Below are 16,102 nucleotides of genomic sequence, written 5' to 3'. Positions count from 1 at the left end.
GCTTTAGGGCCGGGCGGCGAGTTCTTCGGCAAACGGACAGGGCGCCTGAAAGACGGCCTGCCCCACTGTGAGGCGGTAATGATGCAGATGGAGTCGCTCCGCCTCAGGGCCTTCATAAAGCGTGTCGCCGAGAATGGGATGCCCGATGGATGCGAGGTGCACGCGAATCTGATGACGGGCGCCCTTTGCGATCCGGCAGCGGACAAGCGTCGAGTCCCTACTCGAATCGTACTGAAGAGGTTCGACGGCGGTCTGGCGCAATGGGTCAGAGGTGTCCTCGTCCAGAGCGCGCACCACGCGACGGTCGGCCATGTCGAGAGCCCTGCGGATCGTAACTGGAGCCTCAAGTCTCCCGGCGATCTCGGCCAGATATTCCTTGTGGAGACCGCCCCGGTCCTCGATACGCCGGTAGCGTTGCGCGGCGTCGGCATCGAGCGCCACAAGCAGAATACCGGAAGTCGGGTTGTCCAGACGGTTCAAAAGGACGGGGGCATGTTCCGGGAACAGCGCGGGAAGCATGGCTTCAACAGATGAATTGGAGCGCCCTTCAATGACTGCGGAATGAACGCCTTCCGGCTTGTAGACGGCGGCGAAACCGTCCTCCACCCCGATGGCATGAATCCCCAAATCATTCGGGAACGTCTGGATGGCTGATTCGTCTTCAACGCTGACTTCCATCCCTTCCATCAGCTTGAGGGACGGCTTTGCCCTGCGGGCATTGACCATGACACGCCCCTCTTCACAAAGACGGCGACGATGCCGCAGGCCGGACTCCGGCAACAGCTCCGCGAGGGCGCGGTCCAGCCGGGCTCCGGACAGGTTCGGGGGGACGATCATACGTTTTCCGTTCATGGCCGGAGCAGGATACAGCGGAGCAAGCGACCGGGCAAGATGGAATCTCCTTTGACGCAAAGGGGCATCATGGCTTACATCTTTGCGTCAGGTCGGCAAAGGTGCTCATTATCCCCATCCGCCGCAAAGGAGGCTCCCGTGAGTTTCGACGTTCTCTGGATTTCTCGTGATGAAATAGAATCCCTGAACATCACCATGCCAATGGTCATGGACGCCGTGGAAAGGGGGTTTGCCGCCATCGGGCGCGGCGAGGCGGAGATGCCCGCAAAAATCGGCGTACACCCGCGCGAAGACTGTTTCATCCACGCCATGCCCTGCCATGTCGGCGGTGCGGTGGATCGCTGCGGGGTGAAGTGCGTTTCCGGGTATCCGCCGAACACGCCCAAGGGCCTGCCGTACATCAGCGGCGTCATGGTGCTGAACGACCCGGAAACCGGGCTGCCCAAGGCCGTCATGGATGCGGGCTGGATCACCGCGTGGCGCACAGGCGCGGCCTCGGGGGTTTACGCCAAGCACTTCGGCAACCCGGACACGCGCACCGTCGCCATCATCGGCACGGGCGTGCAGGGGCGCGTCAACCTCATGGCCATGCGCGACGTGTTTCCCGGGCTGAACCATGTGAACCTGTACGATCTTTCGGAAGAACAGATCGGCAATTTCCTTTTTGACATGCAGCCGGAACTGCCCGAGGCCGGATTCCGCGTCTGCCGCACGCTCAAAGAGGCGTGTGCGGACGCCGACGTGGTCATCACCTGCACACCCATCGTGGAGGCCCCGGAGCGGCCCATCGCCATGGACTGGATCAGACCCGACGCGCTGTGCATCTCCGTGGACTACGACGCCGCGTTCAGCGACGAGATCATGCGCCGCAGCGTGTTCACCGTGGACAACATGGGCCAGTACCTCTGGACGCAGGAACAGGGCGTCTATTTCCAGAACGGCTACCCCTTGGCCGAGGAAATTCATTCCGACATGGGAGAGGTCTGTGCCGGAGTGAAAGCCCCGGTCCGTGACGGCCTGCGCGGCGCGGTGCTCATGGGCATCGCAAGCCATGACGTCATGACCGCATCGCTTATCCACGACAGGGCCACCGACAAAGGGCTCGGCACCACGGTGAAACTCTAGTGGATATCCGCGGCTGTCTCTACATCCTCGCGGCGGCCTCCATGTGGGGCCTCATCGGCGTCTTCACCAAGTTTCTGCTTGCAGAAGACATCTCCGCCCTGGAGATCGCGTTCTGGCGAGCCAACTTCGGCTGGCTGTGCTTTCTGGCTCATGCCAAGTACAGACGCATCGTGCGGATCAGCTACAGGGACCTGCCGGTGCTGTTGAGCTTCGGCTTTGTCTGCGTGACCATGTTCTACGTGTCGTACCAGCTGGCGATACGCGACGTAGGCATGGCGCTCGCGGCGGTACTGCTCTACACGGCCCCCGCATGGGTCGCCTTCCTCTCCCGCGTTGTACTCAAGGAACCGCTCGGAGCCATCAAGCTGACCTGCGTCGCCATGACCATCGCGGGCGTGGCCTGCATCAGCCTCGGCCCCAAACTGCTCGGCGGCTCCACCATTCCGCTGGACTTCTTCGGGCTGGCCGCAGGGCTCACCGCCGGACTCACCTACGCACTCTATTACATCTTCGGGAAGAAGTGGCTGTACCGATACTCCACCCCCACCATATTCACGTACGCCCTGCCCTTCGGCTCGCTCATCCTGCTGCCCTTCATAGATTTTGCGCCGAAGTCCGCCACGGCGTGGCTCCTGCTCATCGGGATCGGCATGGTCTGCTCCTACGGCGCGTTCTCCGCGTACTATGCGGGACTGAGACGACTGGAGGCCACGAACGCGGCGGTCATCGCCACCTTTGAACCCGTGCTGGCGGCCGTGCTGGCTTTCGCCCTCTTCGGCGAACAGTTCGGCATCTTCGGATACACGGGCAGCGCCCTCATCATGGCCGCCCTGCTCATGGTTGTGCTTGACCAGAAAAAACGACGGAACAAAGAATGTCCGAACTCAGACAGGTAAAGGCGGCGGCGGGCTCCGGGAAGACGTTCCAGCTCACGCGCCGTTTTCTCTCCCTCATCGACGGCGCAGACGCGGAGGAACAGGTCCGGGTCTGCACCCGCGGCCCGCGCGACGGTTATTCATGGCCCGAAATCCTCGCGGTAACGTTCACCAACAAGGCCGCCGCGGAGATGAAGGAACGCGTGGTGGAAGCCCTGAAGGAGGGAGCTCTCGGCAAAGGCGACCGCGCACAGCTGCCGGGACACGACCCGGCCCGCGACGAGGCCGCTCTGCGCGACATTCTCCGCCGCTATCACCGGCTGAACATCCGCACCATCGACTCCCTGTTGGCGCTCGTGCTGCGGCTTTTCGCGCTTGAACTGCGCCTGGACCCGGCCTTCGACGTGGTCTTCGACGAAGGGGAGCTGTTCGAAGAGGTCTGGGCAGACTTCATTACCAAGTGCGGCAGAGACGAGGAGGAACGCGACCAGTTCGCCGACATGCTCGGTGCCATGCTGCGCGTTGAGTCCAAGAAGGGCTTCCTCCTGCACGAGGGCATCCGCGACCGGGTGCTCTCGCTCGTGCAGTTTCTGCGGACCGTCAAGCAGGTGGACACCGACACCGAGGCCATGGAAGCCGAACTCAGGAAGGCCAACGTCCGCATGAAGGACGCGGTGGCGGCCATGCGCAAATACATCGACGACACCGGCCTTGCCGTGAACGCCAACTTTCCAAAGGCCCTCGCCAAACTCGAACCGCTCGGCATATACGAAGAGCTGAAAAGTGAATCCGCATACCTTCGCAAGGGCTCCCTCACCGAGTGCTGCAACAAGAAGGGTGTCCCCATGGTGGACGAGGCCGGCGAGCGGGCCTATGCCAGGCTCAAGGAGCAATGGGCGGAGTGGAAACGGCTCCAGACGCTCTACCGCAGCGCCATCAGCCTCGCCCCGGCCGTGGAGGTGGCCGTCGGCCTGCTGACCGGCCTCGCCGATGTCGAACGCAGGCAGGGTACAATCACAGGCAGCGCCATCGCCGGTTACGTGGCGCACCTCCTTCAACACCCTGCGGTGCCGGAAGCCTTCTGCCGGCTCGGCTCCCGCTTGCACCACCTGTTGGTTGACGAATTCCAGGACACCAGCCGCGACCAATGGGCGGCCATCACGCCGCTGGCCGAGGAGTGCCTGTCCAAGGGCGGCTCGCTCTACTATGTGGGCGACGTAAAGCAGGCCATCTACGGCTGGCGCGGCGGAGACGCGGACCTTTTCGACGAGGTGGCCGAGCAGCAAGGCCTTGCCGAAGTGGCCGAGAGCGACCGCTCCACCCTGCCGGATAACTGGCGCAGTTTCCGCGAAGTGGTGGAATTCAACAACGACTTTTTCAGGCGGCTGGAGCTCGGCGAAGCCGCCAATACGCTGGCGAACACCCTCTTCTCCGACTCCGACATCGGTTTCATGAGCGACTTCGCGGACACCATACGTTCCGATTTTTCCGAATGCGTGCAGGGCATCGCCCCCAAGAACCGCGACACCGGCGGCTACGTGCGCATCGAACGGCTGACAGGCGGCGACAAATCCGAGGTGGAGGCGCAGTCCGTTGAGCGGCTCTCCGAGTTGATGGATGAATTGGTGGGCCGCCGTGAACTTTCGGACATCGCCATACTGGTGCGCAGCCGCAAGCACGCGGACCCGGTCTGCGACATGCTCTTGCAGAAGAACATCCCGTTCATCACGGAATCCAGCCTGCGGCTGGACCGGCACCCGGTGATCCGTGAACTGGCCGCGCTTTTGGAATATCTGGACGCGCCCCGCAACGACGCGGCCTTTGCCTCTTTCGTCACAGGGACATGGCTCTTCCTGCCGGAATCGGGCCTCGACGCCGCGGAAGTATTCAAGCTCATGGCGGAGCGCGGCAAAGGCCCGCTCGCAGCACGATTCCGCAAAACGTTTTCGGTCGCATGGGCCAACTGCGTGGCACCGTTTCTGAACCGCGCCGGACTCATGACGCCGTACGATCTTGCGCAGGAGGCCGTGAGCGCGTTCCGGGTTCTGGAACGCCACCCCGACGCCGAGCTTTATGTGCGCCGCTTTCTTGAGGTCATCCATCTGGCAGAGGAACGTGGCTTCGGCTCGCTCACGGAGTTTCTGGACTACTGGCGGGAGAACTCGGAAGAGGAAAAGGTTCCGCTTCCGGGGAACATCGCGGCGGTGCGGGTCATGACCATGCACAAATCCAAGGGACTCGAATTTCCGGTGGTCATCGTGCCCTTCCATGATTGGGACGCGGCCCCGCGCGGCGAATTCACGGTTGTTTCCGAGGGCGGCATGCACCTTCTGACCCCGTTGCGCAAAGGACTCGGTCGGCCCTACTGGCGACAGACCGCCAAGAACTGCCGCGAACAGCTGAACCTGCTCTATGTGGCGTGGACCCGGGCTGCCGAAGAGCTTTACGGCCTTTGGGTAGAGACCCCGCCCAAAGGCGGCCCGTATCCCGCTCTGGAAGTGGTGCGGCAGGCCTTCGGCGACGGTGAGGCAATCGTGGAGCGCGGCGAACGGCCCGTACCTGAAAGCGTCGGCGAAAAAGAGCCGGAAACGCCGGGACAAGACATCGGGCCGAGAAACGAGCCACCCGAGATCGGTGCGTGGCTGCCAAGGATGCGGGTCCACCGCCACACCCGCGACGAGTTCTTCTACAACGAGCGAACGCGCGGCGATCTTGCGCATCTGGCTTTCGAGCATCTGCGCATGACCGGGGATCCGGATGCTGACGCGGAGCGCGCGGTGCTTCTGGCCCTGCGCGGCTTCCCGGCCATCGGCGGAGACCTGCGTGAGCGCGCCCACGCGGAAGTCAAGGCCATGCTGCTCTGGGCCATGGAAACACCGGAACTTGCGCAGTTGCTTCGCGAGGGGGAACGTGAGGTGGAGATTCTCGGAGATGACGGCGAATTTCGACGGCTGGACCTGCTGCATCAGACGGAAGAGATGCTGACCGTGCTCGACTTCAAGACCGGCCCGGAGCCGGACATCAAACATGAAAAGCAGGTGCGCGACTATCTCAGACTTTTCGACACCATGCCGGACGCCCCGGAGAATCGCCGGGGTTTGCTGGCCTATCTGGACCGCCGGGAACTGCGCGAAGTGAGGGAACGTTAAATGGAACCCATCCGCATCATCCCGTGGACTGACCGCTTCGTGGAAGGCCTCGGCGCGGAACTGGCCTCACGGCCCGATCTGCATGCCCACACCGTGGTTTTCACCCATGACCGTCCACGCCGCTACCTGCGCGAATACTTCAAGCAATGCCCGGACCTGCCGCGTCCGTGCCGCATGCCGGAAATCTCGCACATGGGGTCCTTCGTGCAGATGATTCGCGACGAGCTTTCCGGGCCCATGCGTCAGGCGAACCGACTGGACCGTATCGAACTCCTCTACCGAACCGTGCACGACCTGCGACGTGAAGGCCACGGGTTGCTCGGCAAGCTGCCCGAGCTGGAACGCGAACAGTTTCTGCCCTGGGGCGCAAGGCTCGCGGACCTCATGGAAGACCTGTTCCGGCAGGACGCCGACCCCATGGACATCCGTCTGGCGGGCGGGGAAGTGGCCGACTACGCAGCCGCCCTGCTTGAGCAGCTGTCCGCCATTCACGAGGCGTATCTTGAGAAACTCGCCCGACTCGGCTGGACCACTGCGGGACTGGACCTTCGCTTCGCCGCCGCCAACACCGAGGCCGTGGCGGAACTCTTCAAGGACCGGCGTATCGTGGCAGCCGGCTTCTACGCCCTGTCCCGCTCCGAGGATGTCCTCATGAAGTCACTCTGGCAGCGGGGGCTGCTGGAGGTATGGTGGCATTCCGATCCCGAACTTTCCGAGCACCGCAAGGGCCACTGGGCCGTCTTCGAGCATCGCGACTGGCAACGCCTCTGGCGTGCACCGGTGGAAGTTTACGGAAACGCCACCGAACGCACCCCGGAGCTGCGCTTCGTGGAAGGATTCGACCGTCATTCGCAGCTCAAGGCGCTTGGCGAGGAACTGCGTGCCACCCCGGAACACGACGACACCGCCGTGGTGCTGCCCGACCCCGGCGCCCTCATGCCCGTGCTGCACCATCTGCCCGAGGAGGACGTGAACATCTCCATGGGCTACCCGCTTGACCGCACGCCGCTGGCCCGGCTGCTGGACATCCTCATCCGCCTACAGGAAAACCGCGACGAAAACGGGCTGTATCTCTGGAAAGACTGCGTGGCCCTGCTGCGGCACCCATTCATCCGGATGCTCGGCGGGGACGAATATCGCCGCACCCTGCACCTGCATGAAGGTGAGCTGCGCATGGGGCCGGCCCGCGTGGACCCGCGCCACTGGGAGCCCCCGTTCGGGGAAGCGCCGTTGGAAGAGGTGCATCCGGACGCAGTGGAGCCCGTGCGCCGCGAAATGCTCGGCATCTGCCTCTCGGGATTCGCCACCGTGGAGACGCTCGCCTCCCTCGCCGATGCGCTGGGCGGCCTCGGGCGCCTGCTGCACGAACACGGCAGAGACGTGCTGAACGCCCACCTCATCGACGCGGAGTGCCTGTATCGACTGCTGCAGGGCACCGCCCCCGCGCTGCGGGATACCCTGGCCTCTCGAGAGGCGTTCAAACAGCCGGTCCTGTTTGCAATGCTGCGGCAGGAACTCTCCGCGGAGCGCGTATCCTTCGAGCCGGAGCCGCTCTCCGGGATGCAGGTGCTCGGAGTTCTGGAAACGCGCCTGCTGCATTTTCGCAAGCTCATCCTGCTGGATGCCGTGGAGGAGCGCATCCCCGGCACCAACCCGCACGATCCGCTGCTGCCCGACACACTGCGGCTTGAGCTGGGACTCCCGGGCGTGCGCCGCCGGGACTACGTGGCCGCCTACAACTTCCACCGGCTCATCAAGGGCGCGGACGAGGCGGTCATCCTCTACCAGTCCGGGGAAAACCCCGGCCTGCTGGATTCCAAGAGCATCCGGAGCCGCTTCGTGGAGCAGCTGCTCTGGGAGGAAGAGAAAAAACTCGGACACGTGGTGGAAGTCGGCAAATCCGACCTGCTCAGGCCTGTGACCATGCGCTCCAGCGCCGTACCCACGGACGTCCCCAGAATCCCCGTCACCGAGGAAATCCGCGCCGAGCTGCTGAACCGCCTCACAAAAAAGCGACTCTCACCGTCCCGGCTGGACACCTACCTGCGCTGCCCGAAGCTGTTCTTCTTCGAATATATGGCGGGCATCCGCGAGGACACCCGCCCTGAGGACGAGCTCTCCAGCCATGTGGGCAACGCGATCCACGACACGCTGGAAGCGTTCCTGACGCCGCACATCGGTCGCTCCGTGGACGTGCGCGGGCTCGGCGCAGACATTCTGACCAGCACGTTCGAGGAACAGCTCGCCGAAAACTCGGTCTTCCGGCATCTGCCCTTCGACGTCTTCGAGACCATCCGCCGCACCGGACGCGAACGGCTGCTCTCTTTCCTGCGAAATCAGGGGACCGCCACGCCGCTGGCTCTGGAGAAGGGTTATGAGGCGAGCATCGAATTCGACGGCCGCAGCATCCCCTTCTTCGGCAAGCTGGACCGCGTGGACCGCAGGCAGGGCGGCATCGTCATCCTCGACTACAAGACCGGGACCATCAAGAAACCCGCCGCCAAATTCTGGGAAGGCGAGCTGTGGGACCGCATGGCAAACCACGACCCGGACGCCCCGGACCCCATGCTGCTGCCGGACCTGTACAAGTCTCTCGGCAGCGTGCAGCTCCCGGCATATCTGCATATCTACAAGGGGAACACCGGCGAGTCACCATGGAACGCCGCGCTTGTGGAGCTCAAGGACAAGGGCGAGGAAAAACCGCTGTTTCCCGGAAAATGGGAAGAGGCAGACCGCGCCGAGATCATCGACGACATGATCCCGCGTCTGCTCGGCTTCGCCCTCTGGCACATGACCGCGGCGAAAAGTTTTGAGGCGGTCACCGGACGCCACTGCGACTGGTGCGCCTTCCGCCGCTCCTGCGGCAGCTAGCCCCCCTAGGATTCACCACCATGAAAAAGCACGACGTCATCATCTGCGGGGCCGGAATCATCGGCCTGTGCATCGCGCGGGAACTGGTCGCGCGCGGATACCGGGACATCCTCGTCATGGACAAGGAGCCCCACCCCGGCCTGCATGCCTCCGGTCGCAACTCCGGGGTCCTGCACGCGGGCATCTACTACGATCCCGGCACACTCAAGGCGCGCATGTGCCTTGAAGGCAACCGCCTGATGCGCGACTACTGCCGCGAGAACTCTCTGCCGCTTTTCGAATCCGGCAAGGTCATCGTGGCCCGCAGCAACTCGGAGATCCCGACCCTGTTCGAACTGGAGCGACGCGCCACGGCCAACGGCGGCAGCGTGGAGATCATCGACGAACGGCAGCTCGAAGAACTGGAACCCAACGCCCGGACCGCCGGGAAAGCCCTGCACTCCCCCCTCACCGCCGTGGTGGACCCGAAAAGCATCCTCAAGAGCCTCGTGCGCGAGCTCGAACGCTCCGGAAGGGTTCAATTCCAGTGGGGCAGTCGCTTCGTGAAGGCCGGTCGCAACTTTATCACTACCGACCTCGGCGACCTCGCGTACGGCCTGTTCATCAACTCGGCCGGGGCGTACTCCGACAAGGTAGCCCACTCCTTCGGCGCGGGTATGGATTATCGGCTGATCCCGTTCAAGGGCATCTACAAGACGCTTCGCCGTCCGGCTGCCGACCGTATCCGGGGCAGCATCTACCCTGTGCCGAACATAAGGAACCCCTTTCTGGGCGTGCACTTCACCCGCAACGTCCATGGCGAGGTCTACCTCGGCCCCACCGCCATCCCAGCCTTCGGGCGCGAGAACTACGGACTGCTGCGCGGCCTCGACGCCGAAGCTCCGGCCATCCTCTGGCGCGACGCGCTCATGTTCCTCAACAACCGCAAATTCCGCAGCGTGGCGCTGGAAGAACCCCGGAAATATTTTTCCTCATGTTTCTTCAGCGATGCCTGCGAGTTGGTGAAGGAGCTTCGCCCCGAAGACGTAAAGGACAGCCCCAAGGCGGGCATCCGCCCCCAGCTGGTGAACCTGCGCACGCATGAACTCGTTATGGATTTCATGGTGGAAAAAGTGGGGAATTCCATACACGTACTCAACTCGGTCTCGCCGGCCTTCACCAGCGCAATGAGCTTTTCCAGAATGGTAACAGAGGAATACATCGACAGATAAAACAGACGTTTGAACCTCGTTTTCCTGCCGACACCGCTTGACTTGGCGGTTGGCGGGTGTATGCTTCGCGCAACTCTCTTACAGCGAGGTTGACATAATGAAACTCCCTACTTTGAAGTTCGGGAATCTCGCCGCCAAAATGCCCATTGTTCAAGGTGGCATGGGCGTCGGTATCTCCCTTTCAGGTCTCGCGTCCGCAGTCGCCAATCAGGGCGGCGTGGGCGTCATCGCAACATCAATGATCGGCATGCGTGATCCGCAGCGCGCCAAAGACCCCAACGGGGCCGACATCCGCGCGCTCACGGAGGAGATTCGCACGGCCCGTGAAAAAATGACCGACGGACTGCTCGGCGTGAACATCATGTGCGCGCTGACCAACTTCGCGGACATGGTCTCCACCTCCATCAGGGAGAACGTGGATATCGTCTTTTCCGGCGCGGGACTCCCGCTGGACCTGCCGAAATACGCCCGTGAGACATCGGACAATCTCAAGCAGGAAGTGCGCACCAAGCTGGTGCCCATCGTGTCCTCGGGGCGCGCTGCCAAGATTATCTCCAAGAAATGGCTCGCAAGGTACGACTATCTTCCCGACGGCTTCGTGGTGGAAGGCCCCAAGGCGGGCGGCCACCTCGGTTTCAAGCCGGAGGAGATCGACGACCCGGACCATCAGCTCGAAAAGATCGTCTCCGACGTTGTCGAGACCGTGAAGCCCTTCGAGGATCAGCACGGTCGCGCCATCCCCGTCATCGCGGCGGGCGGCGTGTACAGCGGCGAGGACATCGGCAAATATCTGGCTCTGGGCGCTTCCGGCGTGCAGATGGGAACCCGCTTCGTGGCCACCGAGGAGTGCGACGCGGACATCGAGTTCAAGCAGGCGTACGTCAACGCGAAGCAGGAGGACGTGGGCATCATCAAGAGCCCGGTCGGACTGCCCGGACGCGCCATCATGAACAACTTCCTCAACTCGGTCTCCGACGGCCTGAGAAAGCCCAAGAAGTGCGTGCACAAGTGCCTGCACTCCTGCGCCGAGGAAAACTCGCCCTACTGCATTGCGCAGGCTCTGGTGAACGCTTACCGCGGCAAGCTGAAGCACGGCTTCGCCTTTGCGGGCGCCAATGCCTACCTCGTGGACAAGATCGTCACCGTTCAGGAGCTGATGACCTCGCTCTCCGAAGAATTCGACAGGCGCTGGAGCAGCGTCGAGGAATTCGGAAGGGATCTGGCTAATAAGAAATAGCCGCTTACCACACGACACAAAAAAGGCAGGGCCGTATCGGCCCTGCCTTTTTTTGTTTGCTGTGTCGCCTGTCCTATCAGACGAAGTGGCGTGCCACCTGATAGACGGCCACCGCCAGCCCGTAGGCCAGTGCCGTGGAGCCGACCACGCTGAACATCGCCCAGCTCCAGCTCGACTCCCGGGCCATGGTCACCACGGTGACGAAGCACGGTGCGTAGAGGAGCACGAAGATGATCATGGCCAGTCCCGCCGCCTTGCTGAATCCGGGGTCCGTGGAGAGGCGCTCGGCCAGCGGGCGCGCTTCCTCGGGGTCCACTTCGCCCAGAGAGTAGGCGGTGCCCATGGTGGAGACGATGACTTCCTTGGCCGCGAATCCGCCCACCAGAGCGATGTTCACGCGCCAGTTGAACCCGGCCCACTGGGTCACGCCTTCGAGCGCGGTGCCGATCTGTCCGGCAAAGGTGCCGCGAAGGGCTTCCTCGGCCTGCTCGTTTTCGAGCGTTTCGATGCGTTCTTCCAGCGCTGCGACCTTATTCTGCGCATCGGAGGCTTCGACGGTTTCTATCTTCTGCGCGATTTCGGCGCGCTGTGCTTCATAGGCTTCCACGCGCTCCTGCGGCATCTGGGGGAAGGTCATGAGCGCCCAGAGCAGGATGGAGATGCCGAGAATAACTGTACCGGCCTTGCGGGCGTATTCCCAGGTGCGTTCCCAGGTGTGGATCAGCACGCCGCGCAGCGTGGGGATGCGGTACGGCGGCAGCTCCATGACGAACGGGGTGGACTCTCCCTTGATGACCGTCCAGCGCAGGAGGCGCGCCACGATCAGGGCCATGGCCCACGCGGTGAGGGTGATGGTCAGCATGACGCCCGCGCCCTCTTTGGGGAAGAATGCGGCCGCAAGCATCAGGAAGACGGGCACCTTTGCGCCGCAGGTCATGTACGGGGCCACGAACAGGGTCGCCAGCTTCTCGCGCGGGCTTCTGAGCGCCCGGGCGGACATGACGCCCGGGACAGCGCACCCGCCGGCGATGCCGCCGGAGACGATGAACGGCAGCACGGAGGTTCCGTGCAGGCCGAAGGTGCGGAACACGCGGTCGAGCATGTAGGCCATGCGCGCCACGTAGCCGGAGTCCTCCAGCGCGGAGATCATGAGGAACATGAACATGATCAGCGGGACGAAGCCGAGCACGCCGCCGACGCCGTCGATGATGCCGGAAACGATCAACGATTTCAGCAGGCCGTCGGACATCATGCCCGAGACGGTGTCGCCCAGCCATCCGAAGAATGCTTCAAGCCAGCCCATGGGGATCTCGCCCACGGTGAAGGTCACCTTGTAGATCATGTAGATGACGCCCAGCATGATGACCGGCCCGAGGAACTTGTGGGTCAGGAAGCGGTCGATGGTGTCGGACATGCTGATGCGGTCTTCGTCCAAGACCGGATAGCGTACGACGCTCTTGACTATGCCGGCGATGAATCCGTAGCGGTAATCCGCGATGATGGCGTCGGGCTCGGCCTTGAGGGTCTTTTTGGTGTGCTCTGCGACCTTGGTGGCCATCTGTTCCAGACGCTTGGAAAGCTCGGAGTCGGCCATGCGACCTTTGAGCACCACGTCCTCGTCGTGTTCGAGGTACTTGATGCCGGTCCAGCGGGCGGGGACGAGGTCGGTGAGGAAACCGGCCTCGGCGATCATGGCTTCCATTTCCTCCAGCACGGGATCGAGGTCCGGGCCGTAGGAGATGCGAAGCGACTCCCAGTCGCCCTGATTCTCATTGGCGTGACGCGCGGCTGCGGCCAGCAGATCGCCCTTGCCTTCACCGGTGCGGCCCACGGTCTCCACCACGGGGCATCCGGTGAGCTCGGCCAGTTGCTCGGTGTCGATTTCCTTGCCGCTCTTTCTGACCTCGTCCATCATGTTCAGGGCCAGCACCAGCGGCACGCCCATTTCCTTTATCTGGACGGCGAGGTACAGGTTGCGCTCCAGCGCCCCTGCGTTGAGGACGTCCACCACCACTTCCGGGCGCTCTTCGGCCAGAAAGTTGCGGGCCACGAGCTCTTCCTGCGTGTAGGCGGTGAGCGAGTAGGTTCCCGGCAGGTCCACGAGCTCGACGTCGGTACCCTGATGCTTCACGATGCCGGTTTTCTTTTCCACAGTGACGCCGGGCCAATTGCCCACGTGATGCCGGGCTCCGGTGATGGCGTTGAACAGGGTCGTTTTTCCGCAGTTCGGGTTGCCTGCGATGGCTGCAGTGATCTTCTGCATGCTAGTCCTCCAGCGGCTCGACGGTTATGCGGTCCGCTTCGCTGTTTCGAAGAGTGAGGGTGAAGTCCTTGAGTCGCAGTGCCACGGGGTCCTTGAGCGGCGCCTTGCCTATGACCCGCACCTCGGTGCCGGGGATGAGGCCCATGTCGCGGATTCTTCGCCCGAGCTCGCCTTGTGCGGAAACGGTCACGATCTTGAGCTTCTGGTTGACGCCTGCCTCTCGCAGGCAAAATGCCTTGCCCATCTGGATCACTCCTCTCGATTCAAATGAAAATCGTTTTCAACGTTTTGACAAAAAAAATTATTCCCCGCCGCAGTCCTTCTTCTGCTGTGGCGTGCAGCTTGAGCCGCAGCCGGAGCATCCGCAGGATCCGGAAGAGGTGGCGCTCTTGACGAAGCGCCTGATGACGAAGAACGCCGCTGCCGCGACGATTACGCCGACGATGATGATATCTGTCATTTTTCCCCCAGTGGTTTTGGACGCATCCGCCGCGTCCGTCAACTAGCTTGTAGTGACGTTGAAAATCATTGTCAACAATTTTGACGGAGAAAAATTCGGATTAATTTTGTGGGGAATGGCTGAAGGGGCGCCTGCCGAGAGCGGAATGGGGTCCCCGGAAGCGACCTGAGCGAGAATCCGACAGCTTGTGCGGCACGGGAGGATTCTATATAGTCCACACCGAAACCGAACCAAGGAGCGCGCCGTGGGCTGCTGCATGTGTGAAGAAGATGAATGGGGTGACCCGCAGGAGCCGGTCCTGTGTCTGCTTGAGGATCGCAAGGAGTATTGTCTTTTCCATGCGCCGGGCGACTTGAAGGATCATGAAGCGCTTATGGATGCCGTTTGGGAGCGGGTAAACTGTGTGCTTGAAGCCAATGTCGGGCGGGCGGATGACGATCAGGTCTCTTGTGATTTAAGGGGGACGGTCTTTGGTGAAGACGTGGATTTTGACAGAATGGTCTTTCCTGCGAGCAACTTCTTTAGCGCCACGTTCGAGGGTGAAGCCAACCTCTGGGCCGCCAAGTTCGGGGGGGAAGCCGACTTCACGGACACCACGTTCGAGGGGGAAGCCGACTTCCGAAACGCCACGTTCGAGGGGAAAGCCAACTTCTGGGACGCCACGTTCGGGGGGGAAGCCGACTTCTGGGACACCACGTTCGAGGGGGAAGCCTACTTCCGAAGCGCCACGTTCGGGGGGAAAGCCGACTTCACGGGCGCCACGCTCGGGGGGGAAGCCGACTTCTGGGACACTACGTTCGAGGGGGAAGCCGACTTCCGAAACGCCACGTTCGAGGGGAAAGCCAACTTCTGGGCCGCCACGTTCGGGGGGGAAGCCTACTTCTGGGACGCCACGTTCGGGGGGGAAGCCGACTTCCGAAACGCCAAGTTCGGGGGGAAAACCAACTTCACGGGCGCCACGTTCGGTGGGAAAACCAACTTCATGGACGCCACGTTCAAGAGGAAAGCTCAATTTCCTTTATGCACCTTTTCTTCTTTCGTAACCGCTGACAAAACGATCTTTGAAGGTAAAACCTCGTTTGAAAAAGCCACGTTTGAAAAAAACGCCTCGTTTTCACAGACCACATTCAATGAAGTAATTTTTGCCCTGTCCCGATTTTACGAGGAACCCGTCTTTGACCGGGCGGACCTTCGTAAGGCCGAACTGCTTGGCGCGCCTGTAGAAGACTTTCGGCTCATGGCCTGCAAGCTGCCCACGCGACGCGGCAGGCGCATAACCTCTGATGCCCGCAAGGTGAACGGAATTGGCTATTTTCCGCTGGACAACGTGAACACTGTTCGCAATCTGAAAGAAGTTCCGCCGCCGGGGCACCTTGAAGACCTCTACCGCCGCCTGAAAAAAGTCGCCCGCCGGGAGTACGACGAGACGCTGGCCTCGGATTTCCATTACGCGGAAAAGGAGATGCAACGCCACCGAGGCTGGGACATGCTGACCAACTGCGAACGCAGCCGGGAAAACGACCACGGCTTCTGCCTCCGCGACCGGACGAGAGGACTCGGACTCTGGTTAATCCTTTCTCTGTACCGTTTCATCAGCGGCTACGGCGAGTCGCCCCTGCGGGCCTTCGGAGCGCTTTTACTGCTGATACTGCTTCCCGGCGCACTCATGCACCCCCTGCCGGTTCATTTGCCGCTGTGGCTTGCCATTATCGGTTTGATGGCCTTTCCGAAGGGCATCCTGCTACCCATTGTGCTGGGTGTAGCTTTTTGGCACTTTCCTCCCCCAATACCAAGTTCTTTGGAGAATCTGGACCTCGGCGCGAGCTGGCTGCATTTCATTCCACTGGTAAAATTGCCAAAGGCGGCCGAATTCGACTGGGTACCAAGGGCGCTTATGCTCTGCTCTCAGGTCGCCATCACCCTTCAGGCGGCGCTGTTCGGTTTCGCGCTGCGCAACAGGTTCCGGCGATAGGTGCGTTTTTCTTGAAACCACGCCCCTTTTGTGTCAAATCTCCCGAAACGGAAAAATGCATCAAAAACAGCTTGAAAGGGGCAACGG

The 16,102-nt window shown here is 62.1% G+C and carries 11 protein-coding genes; 7 read left to right on the top strand and 4 right to left on the bottom strand.

The genetic code is table 11. The features are described 5' to 3' along the window. Positions 1 to 3: 3 nt before the first annotated feature. Positions 4 to 852: a pseudouridine synthase gene (locus tag BR24_RS07490; protein WP_496540877.1), complete on the bottom strand. Its 849-nt coding sequence runs from the start codon at positions 850 to 852 to the stop codon at positions 4 to 6. Between the two features lie 138 nt (positions 853 to 990). Between BR24_RS07490 and BR24_RS07485 the strand changes: the two genes are divergently transcribed. From BR24_RS07485 to BR24_RS07460, 6 genes are all read left to right on the top strand, one after another. Then, positions 991 to 1,977: an ornithine cyclodeaminase family protein gene (locus BR24_RS07485; RefSeq protein WP_496540876.1), complete on the top strand. Its 987-nt coding sequence runs from the start codon at positions 991 to 993 to the stop codon at positions 1,975 to 1,977. Beyond that, positions 1,977 to 2,873, top strand: a complete 897-nt coding sequence (locus BR24_RS07480) for a DMT family transporter (RefSeq protein WP_496540875.1) — start codon at positions 1,977 to 1,979, stop codon at positions 2,871 to 2,873. The genes BR24_RS07485 and BR24_RS07480 overlap by 1 nt, the downstream gene beginning before the upstream one ends. Further along, positions 2,852 to 6,001, top strand: a complete 3,150-nt coding sequence (locus BR24_RS07475) for a UvrD-helicase domain-containing protein (RefSeq protein WP_496540874.1) — start codon at positions 2,852 to 2,854, stop codon at positions 5,999 to 6,001. The genes BR24_RS07480 and BR24_RS07475 overlap by 22 nt, the downstream gene beginning before the upstream one ends. Then, positions 6,002 to 8,872: a PD-(D/E)XK nuclease family protein gene (locus BR24_RS07470; protein ID WP_496540873.1), complete on the top strand. Its 2,871-nt coding sequence runs from the start codon at positions 6,002 to 6,004 to the stop codon at positions 8,870 to 8,872. Positions 8,873 to 8,892: 20 nt separating this feature from the next. Beyond that, on the top strand, positions 8,893 to 10,083 hold the full coding sequence (gene lhgO, locus BR24_RS07465; RefSeq protein WP_496540872.1) for an L-2-hydroxyglutarate oxidase: 1,191 nt from the start codon (positions 8,893 to 8,895) through the stop codon (positions 10,081 to 10,083). 97 nt (positions 10,084 to 10,180) lie between these two features. Then, on the top strand, positions 10,181 to 11,320 hold the full coding sequence (locus BR24_RS07460) for an NAD(P)H-dependent flavin oxidoreductase (protein ID WP_496540871.1): 1,140 nt from the start codon (positions 10,181 to 10,183) through the stop codon (positions 11,318 to 11,320). A 76-nt stretch (positions 11,321 to 11,396) separates the two neighbouring features. On the opposite strand, the gene feoB is transcribed toward BR24_RS07460, so the two are convergent. Genes feoB through BR24_RS07445 form a run of 3 tightly spaced genes read right to left on the bottom strand, consistent with a single transcriptional unit; the run spans position 11,397 to position 14,043 of the window. Further along, positions 11,397 to 13,583, bottom strand: coding sequence for a ferrous iron transport protein B (feoB, locus tag BR24_RS07455; RefSeq protein ID WP_496540870.1), 2,187 nt, complete (start codon positions 13,581 to 13,583; stop codon positions 11,397 to 11,399). Position 13,584: 1 nt separating this feature from the next. After that, positions 13,585 to 13,827, bottom strand: coding sequence for a FeoA family protein (locus BR24_RS07450; protein WP_496540869.1), 243 nt, complete (start codon positions 13,825 to 13,827; stop codon positions 13,585 to 13,587). Positions 13,828 to 13,884: 57 nt separating this feature from the next. Continuing rightward, complete coding sequence (locus BR24_RS07445) at positions 13,885 to 14,043, bottom strand: FeoB-associated Cys-rich membrane protein (RefSeq protein WP_462999015.1); 159 nt, start codon at positions 14,041 to 14,043, stop codon at positions 13,885 to 13,887. A gap of 481 nt (positions 14,044 to 14,524) precedes the next feature. Between BR24_RS07445 and BR24_RS07440 the strand changes: the two genes are divergently transcribed. Beyond that, entirely contained in the window at positions 14,525 to 16,015 is a 1,491-nt protein-coding gene (locus BR24_RS07440; protein ID WP_496540868.1) for a pentapeptide repeat-containing protein, read from the top strand. Positions 16,016 to 16,102: the final 87 nt, after the last annotated feature.

Source organism: Pseudodesulfovibrio halophilus DSM 5663 (assembly GCF_059568665.1).
Note: the sequence above shows the minus strand (reverse complement) of the source record. Positions and strands in the feature narration are given on the sequence as shown.

Coding starts and splice junctions, on each gene's coding strand:
- BR24_RS07490 (WP_496540877.1), bottom strand. CDS start 852: ATGAACGGAAAACGTATGATCGTCCCCCCGAACCTGTCCGGAGCCCGG.
- BR24_RS07475 (WP_496540874.1), top strand. CDS start 2,852: ATGTCCGAACTCAGACAGGTAAAGGCGGCGGCGGGCTCCGGGAAGACG.
- BR24_RS07470 (WP_496540873.1), top strand. CDS start 6,002: ATGGAACCCATCCGCATCATCCCGTGGACTGACCGCTTCGTGGAAGGC.
- lhgO (WP_496540872.1), top strand. CDS start 8,893: ATGAAAAAGCACGACGTCATCATCTGCGGGGCCGGAATCATCGGCCTG.
- BR24_RS07460 (WP_496540871.1), top strand. CDS start 10,181: ATGAAACTCCCTACTTTGAAGTTCGGGAATCTCGCCGCCAAAATGCCC.
- feoB (WP_496540870.1), bottom strand. CDS start 13,583: ATGCAGAAGATCACTGCAGCCATCGCAGGCAACCCGAACTGCGGAAAA.
- BR24_RS07450 (WP_496540869.1), bottom strand. CDS start 13,827: ATGGGCAAGGCATTTTGCCTGCGAGAGGCAGGCGTCAACCAGAAGCTC.
- BR24_RS07445 (WP_462999015.1), bottom strand. CDS start 14,043: ATGACAGATATCATCATCGTCGGCGTAATCGTCGCGGCAGCGGCGTTC.